Origin of the sequence: Curtobacterium sp. S6 (assembly GCF_000710345.2) — a bacterium.
In the GTDB taxonomy this organism is placed as follows: Bacteria; Actinomycetota; Actinomycetes; order Actinomycetales; family Micrococcaceae; genus Rothia.
This window is the reverse complement of record NZ_JHEL01000010.1, coordinates 216,448-234,677: the sequence shown is the minus strand read 5'-3', so window position 1 is coordinate 234,677 and position 18,230 is coordinate 216,448. Positions and strand designations below refer to the sequence as shown.

Below are 18,230 nucleotides of genomic sequence, written 5' to 3'. Positions count from 1 at the left end.
GCATAACTCGTGGGGAATATTCTGAGATTATTGGGGCGGCGGCTCATCGCACTGCCCTTCATGATTTTGGGCATCACTCTGTTGGTGTTCATCGTTCTGCAATTCGCCCCCGGGGATCAGGCCACGGCCGCTCTGGGCGAGAACTCGACCCCCGAGGCTCGCGAAGCGTATCGCGAGTCCCACGGGCTGAACGATCCGCTCGTGGTCCAGTACCTCTCGTTCCTGGGACGGCTGCTGACGCTCAACTTCGGGACCACGACGCCGCCGGAGTCGCCGATCTCGGCGATGATCGCCGGCGCCTTCCCGGTGACGTTGCAGCTGACCTTCTGGGGGGTCTTGATCGCCGCCGTGGTATCCCTGGTGCTCGGCATCGTCGCCGCGTTGTGGCGTCATCGGTGGCCCGACCAGGTGATCCGCGTCGTGTCGATCGCCGCGGTCGCGACCCCGTCGTTCTGGCTCGGCATCCTGCTGATCCAGTGGTTCGCGGTCGGTTGGAGGATCCTGCCGTCCGGCGGCTACACCTCGTTCTTCGACGACCCCGGAAAGTATGCCGCGTCCATGATCATGCCGGCCGTGGCTCTGGCGATTCCCGTGTGCGCGTCCCTGATCCGAGTGGTGCGAACCTCGATGGTCGAGGAGCTCGACAAAGACTACGTGCGCACCGCGATCGGCAACGGCGTTCCGCGCGGCGAAGTGCTGCGGACCAACGTGCTCCGCAACGCGCTGGTCACCCCGATCACCGTGCTGGGCCTGCGCATCGGATACCTCCTCGGAGGTGCCGTGGTCATCGAAATGATCTTCTCGATGCCCGGCATGGGTCAGCTGATCCTCAACGGCATCACCAATAAGGACGTCAACCTGGTGCAGGGCGTGGTCATCACCATCGCCGTGACGTTCGTTCTGGTCAACATCGTCGTCGACCTTCTGTACCTGCTCATCAACCCGCGCATTAGGACGGTGTGACCATGAGATACAAGCTCGCCGATCGTCTCTCACAACCGGGGATTCGCTTCCGCAGGATGCCTTGGGGCTCCAAAGTGGCCACGGTATTCCTCATACTCATCGCCCTCGCCGCGATCTTTGCGCCGCTGATCGCGCCGTACGATCCGCTCGCCACGGGGTCCGGGATGCCGGCCGCCCCGAGCGCGCAGCACTGGTTCGGCACCGACCGGCTGAACCGGGACATCCTGTCGAGGATGCTCTACGGCGCGCGGAGCTCGCTGCTCATCGGTCTCGGATCGGTGATTTTGGCCCTGATCCTTGGCGGAATCATCGGGTCGCTGGCCGCGACGGGACGCCGCTGGGTCAACGAGACCACGATGCGCGTCATGGACGTCATCATGGCCTTCCCGGGCATCGCCCTGGCGGCCATGTTGCTCTCGACCCTGGGCAACTCGATTCCGGTGATCATCGTCGCGATCGCGATCATCTACACCCCGCAGCTGGCACGCGTGGTGCGGGCGAACGTGCTGACCCAGTGGAACGAGGATTACGTGCGGGCCGAGCGCATCATCGGCGCACGCCGCGCGTTCATCCTCGTCAAGCACGTGGTGCGCAACTGCGCGGCGCCGGTTCTCGTCTTCGCGACCGTCATGGTCGCCGACGCGATCATCTTCGAAGCCTCCCTCTCCTTCCTGGGCGCGGGCATTCAAGACCCGGATCCCAGCTGGGGCAACGTCATCTCCTACGGCCGCAACGTGGTGTTGGCCGGAGCCTGGTGGGCCACGACCTTCGCCGGTATCACGATCCTGCTGACCGTGCTCGCCCTCAACGTTCTCTCCGAGGGCATGACCGATGCGATGGCCAATCCCAAGTTGAGGAGCAACGCGACCTCCTCGGAGGACCGCGGCGAGCCCACTGCGGAATCGCACCCCAACACCGAAGCCCTGCAGATGCAGCACGCCAACAGCGACATCCCGACCTCGAATATTCAGACGGTACCTCCCGGCGCGCGCAGCCTCCTCGGGGAGCAGCTGGCGGCCCTCTCCCGGGCGGAACGGTCCCGAAGCGACCGTTTCATGCCGGATCCCGAGGCCACACCCCTGCTCGAGGTCAAGAACCTCTCCATCGCGTTCCCCGACCGCTACGGCGAGACCGAGGTGGTCAGCAACGTCAGCTTCACGGTCGCGCACGGCGAGACCATGGGACTGGTGGGCGAGTCGGGGTCCGGAAAGTCCATCACCTCGTTGGCGATCATGGGGCTCCAGGCGCCGAACGCCCGCGTGACCGGATCTATCCTGTTCAACGGCCGGGAACTCGTGCCGAGCGCACCGGGTAGCCGGGCCCTCGACCAGACCTTCGCGGGCTTGCGCGGCGAGCAGATCGCGATGGTCTATCAGGACGCGCTGTCGTCCCTGAACCCGTCCATGCTCATCAAGGACCAGATGCGGCAGTTGACCCGCCGCGGCGGACGCACCACCCCGGAGGAGCTGCTCCGTCTGGTCAACCTCGACCCGGAGCGAACGCTGGCCAGCTATCCGCACGAGCTCTCGGGCGGTCAGCGTCAGCGCGTCCTCATCGCGATGGCCCTGTCCCGCTCGCCGAAGCTCGTGGTCGCGGATGAGCCAACCACCGCGCTCGACGTGACGGTGCAGCGACAGGTCGTGGACCTGCTCCTGGACCTTCAGAAGAAGCTCGGCTTCGCGATGATCTTCGTCAGCCACGACCTCGCGCTGGTCGGTTCTCTCTCGCATCGCGTCACCGTGCTGTACGCCGGTCAGGTGGTCGAGATGGGAACCACCCGTGACGTCCTCTCCGACCCCCGGCACGAATACACGCAGGGCCTCCTCGGCGCCGTGTTGTCCATCGAATCGTCGGCGGAAAGGCTCTACCAGATTCCCGGAACCGTCCCGAGCCCCACGGACTTTGCCTCGGGCGACCGGTTCGCGCCGCGCTCGCAGCGGCCGGACGCTGACCCGAACGCGACGCTGCGGCTCGAGCGGGTCGGTGACCGGGACCATTACTGGGCCACCAACGCCCCGACGTCGGGCGAGGCCAAGGTTCATATCGTTCAAGGAGTCGAATCATGAGCACCGCGGCATCTCAGGTAGAAACCCCCGTGCTGGAACTCAAGGACCTGCGGGTCCACTTCACCACGCGAACCGGCGCCCTCTTCCGACGCAACGTCGTCAAGGCCGTCGACGGAATTTCCGTCTCGGTGCGGAAGGGGCGCACGGTTGGCGTGGTCGGGGAGTCCGGCTCCGGGAAGACGACGCTCGCCAACGTGATCGTGGGTCTCCAGGAACCGACCGGCGGCGAACTGCTGTATCGCGGCCAGCGAGTCGGGACCACCCCGGCGGCACACAAGGAGTTCGGCAAGGCGATCACGATGATCTTCCAAAACGCCTCGACCGCACTGAATCCCCGGATGACAACCCACGACATCATCCGTGACCCCATGGATGTGCACGCGATGGGCTCCACTGCGGACCGGTCGAAGCGAGTGCGGGGACTGCTGGACCTGGTCGGTCTCCCCGGATCCGCGGCCGAAGCCGTCCCGGCGCAGCTCTCGGGAGGTCAGCGCCAGCGCGTGGCCATCGCCCGTGCCTTGGCCCTGAAACCCGAAGTGATCGTCGCCGACGAGCCCACCAGCGCCCTGGACGTCTCCGTCCGGGCGCAGGTCCTGAACCTCCTGATCGACCTCAAGGAGGAATTGGATCTCGGAATGGTCTTCATCTCCCACGACATCCAGACGGTCCGCCACATCTCCGACGACATCCTGGTCATGACCGGAGGTAAGGCCGTGGAACAGGGCCCGGCCGCCGAGGTGTTGACCAACCCCACCACGGACTACACGCGATCTCTGCTGCGGGCGGCCCCGAGCCTTCTGCACACCACCTAGCCTTCGGCCCTTCACGGTCCGAATCATCACGCGGGGAGGGAACTTCGTCCCCGCGCAACGCATCCCCAACGCAAGGAGAATCCTTTCGATGTCAGCACAGCCCGCCTTTCACGGAGTCATCCCGCCGGTCATCACGCCCCGCACCGCCGAGGGCGCGATTGACCGCGAGGGTCTGCAGCGGGTGATTCGCCACCTGCTGGATGGGGGCGTCCACGGCCTGTTCATGCTGGGTTCCTCCGCGGAAACCCCGTACATGAGTAATGACGAGCGACGCGAGGTCGTCGAGCTGACGGCCGAGTACGCCAACGGCTCGGTTCCGGTGATCGTCGGGGCGAACGACCAGACCGCGGTTCGCGTGGCCGACGAAGCCCGGCGAATGACCGATTTCGGTGCGGATGCCGTGGTCGTGTCCAGCCCGTACTACGTCATCACCGATCGCACCGAAATCTTGGACCACTTCCGGTGCGTCCGCGAGGCCGTGGACGTTCCGGTGTTTGCCTACAACGTGCCGGTGCGCACCCACATCCCGTTGAGCGTGGACGTGCTCGCCGAGCTGGCCCAGGAAGGCACCATCGTGGGCGTCAAGGACTCCTCGAACGACGACGTCTCCTTCCGCCAGCTGCGCCTCGCGACCCGCGACCTCGAGAATTTCTCCTTGTTCACCGGTCACGAGGTCGTCTGCGACGGCGCGATGCTCTCCGGCGCCGACGGCCTGGTCCCCGGGCTCGGCAACGTTGACCCGGCCGGATACGTGCGGCTCTACGAGGCCGCCAAGGCCGGCGACTGGGAGGCCGCCCGCCGCGAACAGGACCGCCTGGCCGATCTGTTCACGATCGTGACCTGCGCCGACGCCGCCAAGGTATCCGGCGGGGCCGCCGGGCTCGGGGCCTTCAAGTCAGCCCTCGTGGAGCTTGGCATGATGGAATCGAACGCGATGTCCCGCCCCATGGCGTCCCTCGACGACAAGGCCGTGGCATCCATCCGAAAGATCTTGGAAAGGAACGGACTTCTATGACCCGTGCTGCGGTCGCCCTGGACCTCGGCGGAACCAAAACCGCCGGCGCGCTCGTCACCTCCACGGGAGAAATCCTCGACAGGGCGGCGGAACCGACTCCGGCGGCCCAAGGCCCCGAGGCGGTGCTCGCGACGGCCGCCTCGGTTTCTCGCCAGCTCTTGGAGAAGGCAGCGGCCCAGGGCATCGAGGTGCGCCCGATCCTCGGCATCGGGTCGGCCGGGGTGATCAACCCGAATACCGGGCAGGTCGTCTCGGCGACGCCGAACATCTCCGGCTGGGCCGGGACGCTCCTGGCCGACGAGCTCGCCGCGAGGCTCGCCGACGTTCCGGGACGACCCATCCGCACGGTTCGACCCGTCAACGACGTCCACGCCCACGGGCTGGGTGAGCACATGTTCCGCCTCAACAACGGTGAAGACGCCTCGGGGACGACGATCCTCGTGGCCTTCGGGACCGGAGTCGGCGGCGCCGTGCTGATCGACGGCAAACCCCAGGTCGGACGGCACTTCGTGGCCGGTCACGTGGGGATGATGCCGGCCCCGCATCATCCGGAGATCGAGATCTTCGCCCCCACGGCGGAGGATCCCGAGCACCTCATCTTGGAGGACGCGTGCGGTGGCGTCTCGCTACCCGGCGCGTACCGCACGGCCGGAGGGGCCCGAGAAGTCGCCACGACTCGTGACCTCTTCGAGCAGGCCGCCGACGATCCCACCGCGCAGCGCGTGATCAGGGTTTCCGCGGAGATCGCCGGATCCTTCCTGGCGGGGCTGGTCAACGCGATCGATCCGGACCGGTTGGTGCTCTCGGGCGGTCTGGCCGATTCCGGTCCGCTGTGGTGGGAACCCATGCTCCGCGTCTATGAGCACGTGCGTCTCCCCGGAATAGAGACGGTCCCGGCGCCCGCCTCTTCGGGTGGGTTGGCCGCGCTCCTCGGAGCCGCCTCGCTCGCCTGGGCCGATGACAACCCGGCCGACACCCACCACTAGACACGAGGCCCGTTCGAACCGCGAGGTCGATCGGGCGGAAATGGATCCTGCCATGCTTCTCACCGATAGTGAACTCGAATCGCTCACCGGACGGCTGATCGTCTCGGCCCAGGCCTATCCCGGGGAGGCGATGAGGGACCCACGCACGATGGCTCAGGTCGCGCAGGCGGCGGTTGCCGGCGGGGCGGCCGCAGTTCGCGTGCAGGGCATCGCCGACATCCAGTTCGCTCGCTCGGCGGTGGAGGTCCCGGTCATCGGTCTTTTCAAGGACGGACACGAGGGGGTCTTCATCACCCCGACGCTGCACCACGCGCTCGCAGTGGCGCAGGCCGGCGCCCACATCGTGGCCTTGGACGGGACCCGGCGCCCGCGACCGGACGGCCGAACCCTCCGCGAGACCATCGAGGCCGTGCACGAACAGACCGGCGCACGGGTCATGGCGGACTGCGGGTCCCTGGAGGACGCCGTCGCGGCGGTCGAGGCCGGGGCAGATCTGATCGGCACCACCCTGGCCGGATACACCGGCGAAAGAGACAAGACTCCCGGCCCCGATGTGGAACTCATCGAGTCCATCTCTCGGACCGGGCTGGGTCGGATGCTCGTCGCGGAAGGGCGGATCCATACCCCCGCCCAGGCCGCCGAGGCCATGAAGGCCGGGGCGGACGCCGTGGTCGTCGGGACCGCCATTACGCATCCCACGAGCATCACGTCATGGTTTGTCGAGGCTCTCGGCTAGTTTTGCCCAGACGACGACGCCACATCCGGCCGGACCGTACAGGACCGGCCGGATGTGGCGTTTTCTGAGGCGTGAATCGCGGGGCGATGCGTGGCCCCGCGGGCCGTCAGCGCTGCCAGCTCGGGCGGTTATCGCGCACGAAGTCGTAATATTCGCGCTGCGTCAGCTGAGAGGCCGCGGCCTCGTCGATCACCACGATCGCGCGACGGTGCCACTGAAGCGCCGAGGCGGGGCAGAAGGCCCCGGCGGGACCTTCGACCATCGCGGCCACCGCCGCCGCCTTTTCTTCGCCGTTGGCAACCAACAGGGCGATCTTTGCGTCCAGGATGGTGCCGATTCCTTGAGTGAGGCAGTGCGTGGGCACCCGTGAGAGATCGTTGTCGAAGAACCGGGCGTTGTCGGCCCGTGTTTTCGGGGTGAGCGTCTTGACCCGTGTTCGCCCGGCGAGGGACGAGCTGGGCTCGTTGAAGCCGATGTGCCCGTTGGCACCGATGCCGAGCAACTGAATGTCGACGCCGCCGGCCTCCCGGATCGCACGCTCGTAATCCTCGCACGCGGCGGGGATATCCGAGGCGTGTCCGTGCGGGACATGCACCTTGTCGGGATCCATCCCGAGGCGTTCGGTGACGTCGCGACGGATCACCTCGGCGTAGCTCTGGGGGTGCCCGAGGGGAAGACCGACGTACTCGTCGAGGGCGAAGGCGCTCGCGCGGGAGAGGTCCAGGCCTTGGCCGACGCGTCGTTCGAGGGCCTCATAGGTGGGCACCGGGCTGGACCCGGTCGCCACGCCCAAGACCGCCTCGGGATTCGAGGCAAGAACCTTGGCGATACGATCCGCGGCGAATTCGCCGACGTGTTCCGGGGTGGGTGCAACGATGATTTCCATGTCTTCATCATAGACCCATGAAGGCAAATTGGTACGTACCAACCACCTCTCAGCGGGGTGCCGTGTATGTTTGGTTCGTACCAGTATGGGGAAGGTGATGAGCATGGCTGACGGTTCCGGTGGGGCCCTCACTCGGCCAAAATACCTCGAACTTGCCGATTCTCTTCGCGCCGATGTCCTGAGCGGACTCGATTTTCACGAGGCGATCCCGACCGAACGGGAGCTTCAGAAGACCTATGGGGTGAGCCGAGCCACGGTGCGTCGTGCGCTCGCCCGACTCATTGACGAGGGCGTGCTCTACTCGGTGCGGGGGTCGGGGACTTACCTCGCCGATCCCAGCCTGATCCGCAAGGATTTGCGGCTGACGTCTTTCTCGCAGGATATGTCGCAGCGCGGGCACACCCCGGATAGCACTCCCTTGGGCTGCGATATCGTCGCGGCGCCGGAGCGGCTGGCCGAACAGTTGAGCATCGCCGTGGGGTCGCAGATCGTTCGATTGCACCGGTTGCGCTTGGCGGACGGCGCACCCATGGCGTTGGAAATCGCCCATCTCCCGCTGGACGTGCTCGGCGGGCGGCTTCCCGATCCGCACGCGTCACTCGATCAGCACCTGATCGAGTGCGGGCACCGCGCGGAGTCGGCCTATCAGTCGATTCGGGCGGTGAATCTGACCGCCGAGGAGGCCGGACACCTCCTGCAGCCGGTGGGGGCCGCGGCCTTGAGGGTCGCCCGACTCGCCTTCGATGGCCGGGGGCGCCCCGTAGAGCAGACCGAAACCACGTATCGGGCAGACCGCTATGGATTCGATCTGACCGTCATTCGTACCCCGAAGGATCACTTGTCATGACAACTCTCTTGCATTCGGCGCGCCCCACGCGTTCCCTGAACGACCACCCGGTGCTGGGCCACCTACCGGCATCCGCCCTCGCCGACGGCGCGAACACCGTGTGGGTCCTCCTGGACGAGACGGGTCTTCCGATCCGCGGTGGACTCAATGACACGTTTCACGGCACGGAACAAGCCCTGACCGCCGAACGCTGGGTGGATGCTTCCGGCCTGCGGTTGGCCCTCCCGTTCACGGACATTCATTGCCACGGGGGCGGAGGATTTTCCTACGAGGACCCGGGATGCCTTCCGCGCGCGCTGGAGGTCCACGGGGAGCACGGCACGGGACGCGCCGTGGCCTCCTTGGTGGCCAACCCGATTCCCGATCTTGAGGCCTCCTGCCGGCGTCTGGCCGAGGCGATCGACGCCCGTGACGTGGTGCCGGACGGCATGCGTCTGGAGGGCATTCACGCGGAGGGGCCCTGGATCTCGCCGAGCCACAAGGGCGCACACCGCCCCGATTATTTGCACCCGGCCTCCGTGGAGGAGGCTCGTCGTTTGGTCGACGCCTGCGGGGGCCACCTGCGTCAGGTCACGCTCGCCCCTGAGGAAGACCCGGGGTTGGCCGTGACGCGGTACCTCGTGGACCGGGGCGTGCGGGTGGCCGTGGGCCATACGGACGCCGACTACCACACGGCCCGAGCCGCCTTCGACGCCGGTGCCTCGGTCTTGACCCACGCGTTCAACGCGATGAACGGGATTCATCACCGGCGGCCGGGCCCCGTGGTGGCGGCGATGGAATCCAGCCACGTGTACCTGGAGGTGATCGCCGACGGCGTGCACGTGGCACCCGAGGTCGTCTCGATGCTCTTCCGCTCCGCCCCCGAGCGGGTCATCCTGGTCACCGACGCGATGTCCGCGACGGGGCAACCCGATGGCGACTACCGGTTGGGGAGTCTGGACGTTCGGGTGGAGGCCGGCGTCGCGCGACTGGTCACCGCCGACGGTTCCCAGGGCGCGATTGCCGGATCAACCCTGACCGTGGATCAGGCGGTGCGCACGGCCGTCGCAGCTGGAATCGATCCGGACGAGGCGATCATCGCGGCAACTTCTCGTCCCGCCCGGGCGCTCGGCCTTAACCCGTGCGACGAGGCCCTGCCGTTGCGCCTACTGGACGCGGATTTCTCGCCGGTCGCTGACCTTAGTCCCAGAACATCGTCTCGACGTCCACGCCCCTGACCATGAGCTCTTCGAGCAATACGTGACGGCATTCGATGGGTAGGGCCACCGAACCGATGGCGTCGTCCGGGCCGAGGTAGGGAGTCAGCTGTTCGAAGCCGACCCGGAAACGACCCAGGGTGCGGCACAGATCGGTGATGTCCTGAAGGTCGTCCTCGGCGGCGAAAACCCAGAAGGAGTCCTCCTCGGTGAGCTGGAAGAGGCCCACCGGATAGCCTCGCCCCTCGGCGGTATTGCGGCGGCGGATCCAGCCGCCGGGGCCGCCGGGGCCGAGAGGAGGGCACACGGGGTCGAAGAACCACGACTGCGCCTGGGCCAGCCAGTCCGGGATGTGCGGGGCGTAGGCGACGGCGTCGTCACCTTCGGGCCATTCCGTCTGCTGGAAAATCGCCGATTCGATGGCGCTCCAAAAGGTTTCTTCGTCGCCCTCGATCCCGACGCTGTTGATATCCTCCGGCTCGGGATCCGGATCGAAGTCCTCTTGTTCGGCGGTGATGCGGTCCCAATAGGTGGTTCGCGTCGCGAGGTCGGCGGTCAACAGGTAGGTCTCAATGGGCTTCAGGAACGACGGGTCCCCCAGGACCACGGTCTGCTCCTCAAAATGGAAGATATAAGGAGTCCGGGCCTTGTAACTGGGCTTGATGTTCACCGTCCCCTCCTCTTCTCGGCTTCTTCTACGGTCTCCATCATTATTCACGGGTCGCACCTCCGTTGTCCTGCATGCTCCCTGAGAGCGGAAGTTCGTGCCACGCACGGGCGTTCCGGCGAAGGCTCGTGAAGCCTCCGAGGATCGCGAGCGATTCCGGCGTGACAGGCCAAAAGTTCGTCAGTTGAGGTGAGCTGACGACGACGGCGGCCCACTGCCCACGCGAGACCGCGACGTTTAATCGGTTGGGGGAGAGGAGGAAATCCATTCCCCGGGGAACCTCGTCCGCCGACGAGGCCGCCATCGAGACGATGACGACCGGCGCCTCTTGGCCCTGAAATTTATCCACGGTTCCGACGCGCACTCCGGAAAGGTCGTGACCCGCGAGCCCGGCGTCGGCCAGGGCCTCGGCGATCAGTTCCACGTGAGCGTTGTAAGCGGCGACCACCAGGATGTCGTGTGGTTCCAGCGGAACCGCCGGGGCACCCTCTCGAGGGGTCCACGGCGTGCCGATGATCTGTTCGGCCAGCCGGACCACGGCCTCGGCCTCTTCCGGGGACGAGGTCGCGTTGCCCGTGTGCTCGACGTCCAGGTGATAGACGCCCGGCGGTATGCCGTGAAGATGGCGCCGGGATGCGGCCGGTGCCGATCGGAGGCGTCCACGGTACGAGAGCCTCGAGACGGGCCCGCAGAGTTCCGGGTGCATCCGCCACGAAGAGTCGAGGAAGTACCCGAATTCCGGCGGGAGGGTATGCCGACCGGCGGACAACCAGCCGAGGGCCGACTCGTCGACCGGCTGAGGGTGGCTTCCCTGGGTCACCTGCGGCAACTGTTGCGGGTCACCGAGGAGGAGCATGTTTCGCGCCGCCCTCGATACGGCGAGCATGTTGGCGAGAGAATACTGCCCGGCCTCGTCGATCACCAGGAGGTCCAGGCATCCGGGGGAGAACCTGTCCTGATTCGCGAAGTCCCACGCGGTTCCGCCGTAGATGCGGCCTTCGGCAGGACCGGTCGATTCCTGGGAAGCTTCCTCGAAGAATGCTGGGATGTCTTTCGGGGATATCTCACGCCACGGTGCGGCCGGTCGGTCGGAATCCTCCGCGCCGCGGGACCTTTTGGCCTTGGCGATGGCTTCGCCCGGGACCCCGCCATTGGCGATGCAGCCCCTCAGCAGATTCTCGACCACGGCGTGGGACTGGGCGACGACTCCCACCGTCCAGCCTTCTCGCACGAGCCGTCCGATGACATGCGATCCCACGAAGGACTTTCCCGTTCCGGGAGGCCCCTGGACGGCGAGGTACGACTCGTCCAATCGGGACACCGCCGAGTGAATGGCGTCGGCCATGGGAATTTCGCCATCGCCCAGTCCCGAGGCTCCAACCGTGGGTAGGGGGCCGCCGTCCCGAAGCCGCGGCGGTCGGCGAGCGAGGATATCCAGCCCCGCTCCCAGGGGAAGGTCCGGCAGGGCGGCGTCGACCTCCTCGGCCAACGCGTGCAGGGAATCCTCTTGGGCGGCCGTGCGGATCGGCGCGGGAGGAGTGATCGCCATGGGAAGCTGATCGAAGGCGTCGGCGGCTTGGGGGCGTGACTCGAGAAGGCGCACCCGGTATTGCCCGGGGGTTCCGGTGGGTTCGATCTCCTCAATGCTCAGCCGAGCGTCGCTGGCCCGCGTGGCGACGGCCCCGTGGGGGCCCTGACCATCCGCCTCCTGGCTCCCCTGGTCGACCGCCTGGCGCAGATAAGGCGGCAGCGGGGGCGCGTACATCGCGAAGAGGCCGGAGTCTCCGGGGCGTAACGACGAACCCTCGGCCAGACGCACCGTTCCACCGAGAACCCTCTTTTCCACGCGTCCGCGGGCGGAGGGTTTGTGCCAATCCTCCTCAACCGCCAATCGTTCCACGACCGCGACGTCCCGCTGATCTTCCCAGTCCGAGACCGGTGCGCTGAGACGATCGAAATGGGACCACCAGAACTGCTTGCGTTCCCGGCGATGGTATCCGGTGGCGCTCGCGACCATGGCCACCGCGCGAACCACCGCTCGGTGCTCCTCGGGATCAAGGCCCGTGGTCTCCGGGGAAGCGGTTTCGACGAAGTGACCGAGCGAGGCCTCGACGGGCGAGGCGGACGCGTCGTCCAGCGGGACCTCCGCCGCCACGGCCGGAAGCGCGGGTGGATCCGCTCGTTCACGGTCCGCGGAGCGCGAGGCCAACGTGAGGAGCCAGTCGCGAAGACGGAGGGTTGAGAGGCAGTCGTACTCGTTGTAGTCGCCGATCGCGGAAAGGATCTCACGCGCCCGGTCGGGGTGGCCGGTGTCTCGGGCGGTGCAATATTCCGAATAGGCGACCACGGAGGCCGCCGCGTCGGTGACGTCCCCGCTGCGAAGATTCTTTCCCATGTAGAGCGGTTCAAGCTTCTTGATGGAATACGAGCCTTCGGAAATGCGCAGGGCCTCCCTGACCGGCTCGTAGAGATCCACCAAAACCTCCTGGCGCAGGAGATCGTCCACGTCTTCCTCGCCGACGCCGTGGCGTGCGGCTAGCCCGCGGAGTGCACGCTTTTCGTAATTGGCGTAGTGATAGATCTTCATGCGGGGAAAGCGTTCCCTGCGCTGGCGTACGTAGGCCAGGAAATCCACGAGGGCCTGCTTTTCCTCCGCACGGGAATGCGCCCAGAACGGCACGAAACGGGGCTCGGAATTCGCGCTCTCCGGGGTCTCGACGAGTCCAAAAAGGTACTCGATGCCCCAGGTCGAGTCCTGTGGGTCCTGCCACAGCGGGTCCCCCTCGAAGTCGAAGAAGATATCCCCCTGATCGGCACGCGGGATGCGGGCGAGGGGCGCGGAATCGGTGACGAGGTAAGAGACGGTGTGCTGTGCGCCGTCCTTGGCGGTATAGGTGACCGAACGATCCGGCACGGCCAGCCCCGCTTGCATCGCGGCTTGGTCCCGCGCCTTGCGCACGGAAGAGGGGAGAGATGAACCCTCCAGACGGGCGAGATCCTGAAGCGTCCGGACCCCATACCGTTCCCGGAGCCTTGCCCGACGCATCCGAGACATGCCGGCCACGAGGAGGACGTCCTGGTGGGCCTCGATCTCGACGGTGCAATGCGGGCAGGAACCACAGCGAGCCACGGATTCGTCCCACCAGTCCAGCGGCGACGGATTGCTCATGCGGCCACGTGCGAGGGATTCGAAGCGCTCGCGTCGCTCGTGGTAAACGGCCATGAACTCGGCGACGGGAAAGCTCGCGCGTTCCAGATTGCCGAGAATCAGGGTTACCTCGGGGGAGACCGGAATTCCCTCGGCCTGCAGCTGATCGGCGTACGCGGCGAGTTGGAGCAACGCCGTGACCTTGGTGTGCCGGGCCAATTTGGTGTCGTAGACGGCGTAGCGGCCATCGGGGCCCTTCACCAGGAAGTCGGAGCGGCCGTGAAACCTCCCATCGAAGAAGGATGCCTGGAAGACCACGTCGGCCCCGGACCGTAGGGCGTCGAGTGATTCGCGATGCTTGGCCTCGAGCGTCCGGCGATCCATGTTTCGCGCCGGTTCGATCTCGTAGACCCCGCGACCGCTCTCGGGGTCATAGCGCCCGAAACGCTCAATCATCTGCCGCAGGACGGCCGCTTCGTGCTCGTCGCCCAGGCGCGAGGTGCGCTCGAGCATCGGATCCGCGGGAATATTCAGCCGGGGGACCACGCCGAGTTTCTCGTCCAGCAGGTGCATGGTGGCCCACGTGCACTCGGCGGCGCGGACCAGATCGGATGCCGAATAGATGAGGGTTTTCGGGGAGCCCTCGGGCGCACTCGTCGGAGCCTCAACGAAGAACACAGCCACCTCCTGGGAGACGGCCCGGCGCGGTACCGGGCGTTGAAACCAGGGTACGGGTGGGGACCGACAAGTTAAGGAGTCGGGGTGGCGCCGTGGACCTCCAAGGGATCGGGCGAGAGCTCAAGGTGCATCGAGAGCTGGTATCGATCCGAGCGGTAGGTCGAGACCGAGTATTCGAGCGGGATCGGCGCGCTGTCCCTGACGGAATAGGTATGGCGGAAGAACCGCAGGACGGCGGCGTGGTTGTCGATGTCCAAGACCCGCGCCATCTCGGGGTCGACGGTCGCCGCCTCCACGGTCTGCCGCGCGGAGCTCACCGGATAGTCCGTGGACGCGAGGTGGCCGTAGAGGGACTTGGTGAGGTCGTGGGCCAGGAGGTAATCCGTCAGCTCCGGGCGCATCCAGGATTCGTCGACGCTGACCGGGGCATCGTTGGCCGACCTCAGGCGCTTGATGCACAGCGTCGTGTCCCCCGCCCCGAGGTCGAAGAAGGTCGCGACCTCGGACGGGGGCACCATGTTTTCGGCGACCAGCACGACCGTCGAGGGGGCGAGCCCTGCCTGTTTCATGTCTTCGGTGAAGGACGCCAGATGCAGATCGGATCGAACCCGCCCGTGAGAAACGAAGGTTCCCTTGCCATGAACACGGATCAGGACGCCCTCGGCCACGAGATCCGCCACGGCACGGCGGACCGTGATCCGGGAGACCCCGAAATCCTTTTCGAGCTGGCGCTCGCCGGGAATCGCGGCTCCCGGGGACAGCTCGGTCAGCGCGTACCGTCGCAGCTGGGACCTGACCCGTTCATGTTTGTGAACCATCGATGGGCGCTGTTCTACAGCAGGTCCTGGATATCTTCGGCGATGTTCTCGGCCTGAGGGCCGACGACGACCTGGACCATGCTGCCCGACACCACGACGCCGTGAGCGCCCATGGACTTCAGCGCCTCCTGGTTGACCAGGGAGGAGTCGCCGACCTCGGTGCGGAGCCGGGTGATGCAGCCTTCGATGTCCTCGACGTTCTCCGCGCCGCCGAGCGCTTCCAGAATGTTCTTCGGATCCAACATGGGATTCTCCTCAAGTCTTGACAACTGCCGATGGGTCTAAGAGAGTGATCAGAACCACTGGTTATAATCAGTAGTACAGAGCGTATCACCACGCCGCATCATCACCAACGCACTCCGATCTCGGATTCCCGACAAACGAGGTAACCATGACTTCCCAAGCAGCCCCCGCTGTGTCCCCGACGAAGAAAAGGGGCGACGGCCGGGCCATGAAGGTCCTGCAACGTTTCGGCCGAAGCCTGATGCTCCCGATCGCCGCCCTGCCCGCCGCGGCCATCTTGCAACGTCTCGGCCAAGACGATCTCCTCGGGCAGTTCTCCTCGATCGAGACCGCGGCGCACGTGATCGGGGCGGCCGGCTCGGCCCTCTTCGACGGGCTCCCGCTGCTCTTCGCGGTCGGCATCTCCTTCGGGTTCGCCAAGAAGGGCGACGGCTCCACCGCGCTCGCGGCCGTCGTCGGCTACTTGGTGATGACCAACGTCTTCAAGGTCATGTCTCCGATCGTTCTGTCCGGAAACTCGGTATCCTCGGGCGACCAGGGGGACGGGATTAACTACGGCGTTCTCGGCGGCATCGTGATCGGCCTGACCTCCGCGCTGCTGTGGCAGCGCTTCCATCGCACCAAACTGCCCGACTTCCTCGGATTCTTCGGTGGGCGTCGTCTCGTCCCGATCCTGACCTCGGTCGCGGCCCTGGTTCTGGGCGTCGTGCTGGCCCTGGTGTATCCGTTCTTCGACAAGGGGCTCTCGGCCGTCGGCCACGCGGTCTCGAGCAATACGGTCGTCGGTGCCGGCGCCTACGGTTTCCTGAACCGCTTGTTGATCCCCTTCGGCTTGCATCACATCCTCAACTCGATCGTCTGGTTCATCCTCGGCGACTACAACGGCGCCCACGGCGACCTCAACCGCTTCTTTGCGGGCGACCCGAGCGCCGGCATCTTCATGACCGGGTTCTTCCCGATCATGATGTTCGGCCTTCCCGCCGCGGCCCTGGCCATTTGGCAGGAGGCCAAGCCGAGCCAGAAGAAGGTCGTCGGCGGCGTCATGCTCTCGACCGGCCTGACCGCATTCCTGACCGGGATCACCGAGCCGCTCGAATTCTCCTTCATGTTCATCGCTTGGCCCCTGTACCTGATCCACGCGGTCCTCATGGGCACCTCGATGGCTTTGGTCAACTTCCTGGATATCCACACCGGATTCGGGTTCTCCGCGGGCCTGATCGACTACTTGCTGAACTTCGGGATATCGAAGGACTCGATCTGGCTGATACCCATCGGGTTGGGCTATGCGGTGATCTACTACTTCCTGTTCCGGTTCGTGATCAGAAAGTGGAACCTGCGTACCCCGGGGCGTGAGGAAGACGCCGAGGCCCCGGCGGCGTCGGCCGACGGTGCGGTCCCCGCTGAGGCGGTGTCGGCCGGTCCCGCGAGCACGGAAGGCAAGGCCGACGTCGCGGATCCCTCGGGGGAGGCTCCCAGCGAGGCGACATCGGGCGACACCCCACGCCCACCGGAGAAGTAGCCCCTGGTCACGCCGGGAATCGATCTTGCTAAAGTCTCTGAAATGGCACAGAACGATTCCCGGCGCACCAGCGGCCCTCGAAACTCATATTCCAAAGGCGTGGCCAAACGAGCGGAGATCCTCGATTGCGCCCTGCGCCTGTATGGGATGACCCCCGCTCAGCCCCCGACGTTGCACGCGATCGCCGACGAGGCCGACCTCACCGAGGCGGGCGTGCTGCACTACTTCGGTTCCAAGTCCGAATTATTTGTGGAGGTTCTTCGGGCCAGGGATGAGAAGATCCGCGAGTCCTACAACGTCGATGACCCGGAATTCGTCTGGGACTACCTCCAGGACATGACCAAGACGCCCGGTCTCATGCGCCTTTTCGAAGATATGGCGCTGGCCGCGGCCGATCCCGAGCATCCCGCCGCACAGTTCATGGCCGAGCACGAGGCCGCGGTCATGTCGGTGGTCTCGCGGGCGCTGAACACGGACGATCCCGTGGTGATCCGCACGCTCGTGGCCACGGCCGAGGGGCTGAGCCTGAAGTGGCTCCGGGATCAGACCGTGGATATCGGCGGTTCGCTGCGTGACCTGGCCGAGCGGCTCGGATGCCTGCCGAAGGGCGCCGCTCGGGGCTAGAAGTCCCAGTCGGAGTCGTCCGTTTCCTCGGCCTTGCCGATCACATAGGCCGATCCCGAGCCGCTGAAGAAATCGTGATTCTCATCCGCGCCGGGGGCCAAGGCAGCCAGGATTTCGGGTTTGACGGCGGTCTCCTCGGCCGTGAATTGTGCGGGATACCCCAGATTCATCAGCGCCTTATTCGCGTTGTAGCACACGAAGACCGCGACGTCCTCCATGAGTCCGAGCGGCTCGTAGAGTTCCCCGGAGTACTTCAGCTCCAGGTCGTAGAGCTCCTCAAGGAGCCCGAAGGTGAACTCGCGGATCTCTTCCCGCCGAGACTCCGACGCGCGATCCAGGCCGCGCTGGAATTTGTACCCCGAGTAATAGCCGTGAACGGCCTTATCCCGCAGGATCAGGCGGATCATATCCGCGGTGTTGGTCAGGGTGGCGCGCACCGAGAAGTGCAACGGCAGGTAGAAGCCGGCGTACAAAAGCAGCGAGGAGAGCAGGGTCGAGGCGACCTTACGCTTGAGCGGATCCTCGCCGTAATAGTGCACCAAAACCTTTTTGGCCCGCTCTTGGAGCAGATCGTTGCCCACGGCCCACCTGTAGGCGGCGTCGATCTCGGGCGTACTGGTCAGGGTCGAAAAGACGCTCGAATAGGACCGCGCGTGCACCGCCTGCATAAACGCGATATTGGTGTACACCGCTTCCTCGTGCTCGGTCCGGGCGTCCTGAATCTGGCTGATCTCGCCGACCGTTGCCTGAACCGTATCCAGCATGGTCAGGCCCGTGAAGACCCGCATGGTCAGCGTGCGCTCTTGCCGCGACAACTGATTCCAGGCGGGCAGGTCGTTGGAGAGCGGCACTTTTTCCGGGAGCCAGAAGTTCGAGGTCAGCCGGTTCCACACCTCGCGGTCCTTCTCGTCCGGAATGCGATTCCAGTTCACGGGCCGCAGGCGCGCCGTGGGGTCGTGGCGGAACGACGGCGGCGTGGCGGAGAAGTCGTCGAGGGGAAGGTTTTGGGGGAGCGAGGTCATGATC

General features: G+C 65.9%; 16 protein-coding genes. 10 read left to right on the top strand and 6 right to left on the bottom strand.

The genetic code is table 11. From position 1 onward, the window contains the following. Positions 1 to 9 precede the first annotated feature (9 nt). The 6 genes from CURSPS6_RS02130 (at position 10) to CURSPS6_RS02105 (ending at position 6,578) form a co-directional block, all read left to right on the top strand. A complete protein-coding gene (locus CURSPS6_RS02130) occupies positions 10 to 963 on the top strand; it encodes an ABC transporter permease (RefSeq protein WP_035810016.1) in 954 nt (317 codons plus the stop codon). A gap of 2 nt (positions 964 to 965) precedes the next feature. Continuing rightward, complete coding sequence (locus CURSPS6_RS02125) at positions 966 to 3,029, top strand: dipeptide/oligopeptide/nickel ABC transporter permease/ATP-binding protein (protein WP_030013775.1); 2,064 nt, start codon at positions 966 to 968, stop codon at positions 3,027 to 3,029. After that, the gene (locus CURSPS6_RS02120) at positions 3,026 to 3,841 is read left to right on the top strand and encodes an ATP-binding cassette domain-containing protein (RefSeq protein WP_030013773.1); all 816 of its coding nucleotides are present in this window, start codon (positions 3,026 to 3,028) and stop codon (positions 3,839 to 3,841) included. The genes CURSPS6_RS02125 and CURSPS6_RS02120 overlap by 4 nt, the downstream gene beginning before the upstream one ends. A gap of 88 nt (positions 3,842 to 3,929) precedes the next feature. Then, a complete protein-coding gene (locus CURSPS6_RS02115; protein ID WP_030013772.1) occupies positions 3,930 to 4,856 on the top strand; it encodes a dihydrodipicolinate synthase family protein in 927 nt (308 codons plus the stop codon). Continuing rightward, a complete protein-coding gene (locus tag CURSPS6_RS02110; RefSeq protein ID WP_030013771.1) occupies positions 4,853 to 5,842 on the top strand; it encodes an ROK family protein in 990 nt (329 codons plus the stop codon). The genes CURSPS6_RS02115 and CURSPS6_RS02110 overlap by 4 nt, the downstream gene beginning before the upstream one ends. A gap of 52 nt (positions 5,843 to 5,894) precedes the next feature. Beyond that, on the top strand, positions 5,895 to 6,578 hold the full coding sequence (locus CURSPS6_RS02105) for an N-acetylmannosamine-6-phosphate 2-epimerase (protein ID WP_030013769.1): 684 nt from the start codon (positions 5,895 to 5,897) through the stop codon (positions 6,576 to 6,578). A gap of 106 nt (positions 6,579 to 6,684) precedes the next feature. On the opposite strand, the gene nagB is transcribed toward CURSPS6_RS02105, so the two are convergent. After that, the gene (gene nagB / locus CURSPS6_RS02100; RefSeq protein WP_030013767.1) at positions 6,685 to 7,464 is read right to left on the bottom strand and encodes a glucosamine-6-phosphate deaminase; all 780 of its coding nucleotides are present in this window, start codon (positions 7,462 to 7,464) and stop codon (positions 6,685 to 6,687) included. A 103-nt stretch (positions 7,465 to 7,567) separates the two neighbouring features. Here nagB and CURSPS6_RS02095 point away from each other — a divergent pair, with 103 nt between their 5' ends. After that, positions 7,568 to 8,311 carry a GntR family transcriptional regulator gene (locus CURSPS6_RS02095; protein WP_035810097.1) on the top strand — a complete coding sequence of 248 codons (744 nt, stop codon included), beginning with the start codon at positions 7,568 to 7,570 and terminating at the stop codon, positions 8,309 to 8,311. Continuing rightward, positions 8,308 to 9,528 carry an N-acetylglucosamine-6-phosphate deacetylase gene (locus tag CURSPS6_RS02090; RefSeq protein WP_051687527.1) on the top strand — a complete coding sequence of 407 codons (1,221 nt, stop codon included), beginning with the start codon at positions 8,308 to 8,310 and terminating at the stop codon, positions 9,526 to 9,528. The genes CURSPS6_RS02095 and CURSPS6_RS02090 overlap by 4 nt, the downstream gene beginning before the upstream one ends. On the opposite strand, the gene CURSPS6_RS02085 is transcribed toward CURSPS6_RS02090, so the two are convergent. The 4 genes from CURSPS6_RS02085 to CURSPS6_RS02070 all read right to left on the bottom strand — a co-directional run bounded on the left by CURSPS6_RS02085 (position 9,491) and on the right by CURSPS6_RS02070 (position 15,063). Then, on the bottom strand, positions 9,491 to 10,177 hold the full coding sequence (locus CURSPS6_RS02085) for a hypothetical protein (protein WP_030013763.1): 687 nt from the start codon (positions 10,175 to 10,177) through the stop codon (positions 9,491 to 9,493). The genes CURSPS6_RS02090 and CURSPS6_RS02085 overlap by 38 nt on opposite strands. A gap of 40 nt (positions 10,178 to 10,217) precedes the next feature. Continuing rightward, positions 10,218 to 14,000 (bottom strand): TM0106 family RecB-like putative nuclease, encoded by a 3,783-nt coding sequence (locus tag CURSPS6_RS02080; protein WP_082469941.1) that lies wholly within the window; start codon positions 13,998 to 14,000, stop codon positions 10,218 to 10,220. 71 nt (positions 14,001 to 14,071) lie between these two features. After that, positions 14,072 to 14,818 carry a GntR family transcriptional regulator gene (locus tag CURSPS6_RS02075; RefSeq protein WP_051687526.1) on the bottom strand — a complete coding sequence of 249 codons (747 nt, stop codon included), beginning with the start codon at positions 14,816 to 14,818 and terminating at the stop codon, positions 14,072 to 14,074. Positions 14,819 to 14,832: 14 nt separating this feature from the next. After that, on the bottom strand, positions 14,833 to 15,063 hold the full coding sequence (locus tag CURSPS6_RS02070; RefSeq protein WP_030013758.1) for a glucose PTS transporter subunit EIIB: 231 nt from the start codon (positions 15,061 to 15,063) through the stop codon (positions 14,833 to 14,835). A 146-nt stretch (positions 15,064 to 15,209) separates the two neighbouring features. Between CURSPS6_RS02070 and CURSPS6_RS02065 the strand changes: the two genes are divergently transcribed. Continuing rightward, positions 15,210 to 16,580, top strand: coding sequence for a PTS transporter subunit EIIC (locus CURSPS6_RS02065; protein WP_082469940.1), 1,371 nt, complete (start codon positions 15,210 to 15,212; stop codon positions 16,578 to 16,580). Between the two features lie 42 nt (positions 16,581 to 16,622). Next, positions 16,623 to 17,204 (top strand): TetR/AcrR family transcriptional regulator, encoded by a 582-nt coding sequence (locus tag CURSPS6_RS02060; protein WP_051687525.1) that lies wholly within the window; start codon positions 16,623 to 16,625, stop codon positions 17,202 to 17,204. Here the strand turns inward: CURSPS6_RS02060 and nrdF are convergent. After that, complete coding sequence (gene nrdF, locus CURSPS6_RS02055; protein ID WP_082469939.1) at positions 17,201 to 18,226, bottom strand: class 1b ribonucleoside-diphosphate reductase subunit beta; 1,026 nt, start codon at positions 18,224 to 18,226, stop codon at positions 17,201 to 17,203. The two genes, CURSPS6_RS02060 and nrdF, sit on opposite strands and share 4 nt — an antisense overlap. Positions 18,227 to 18,230: the final 4 nt, after the last annotated feature.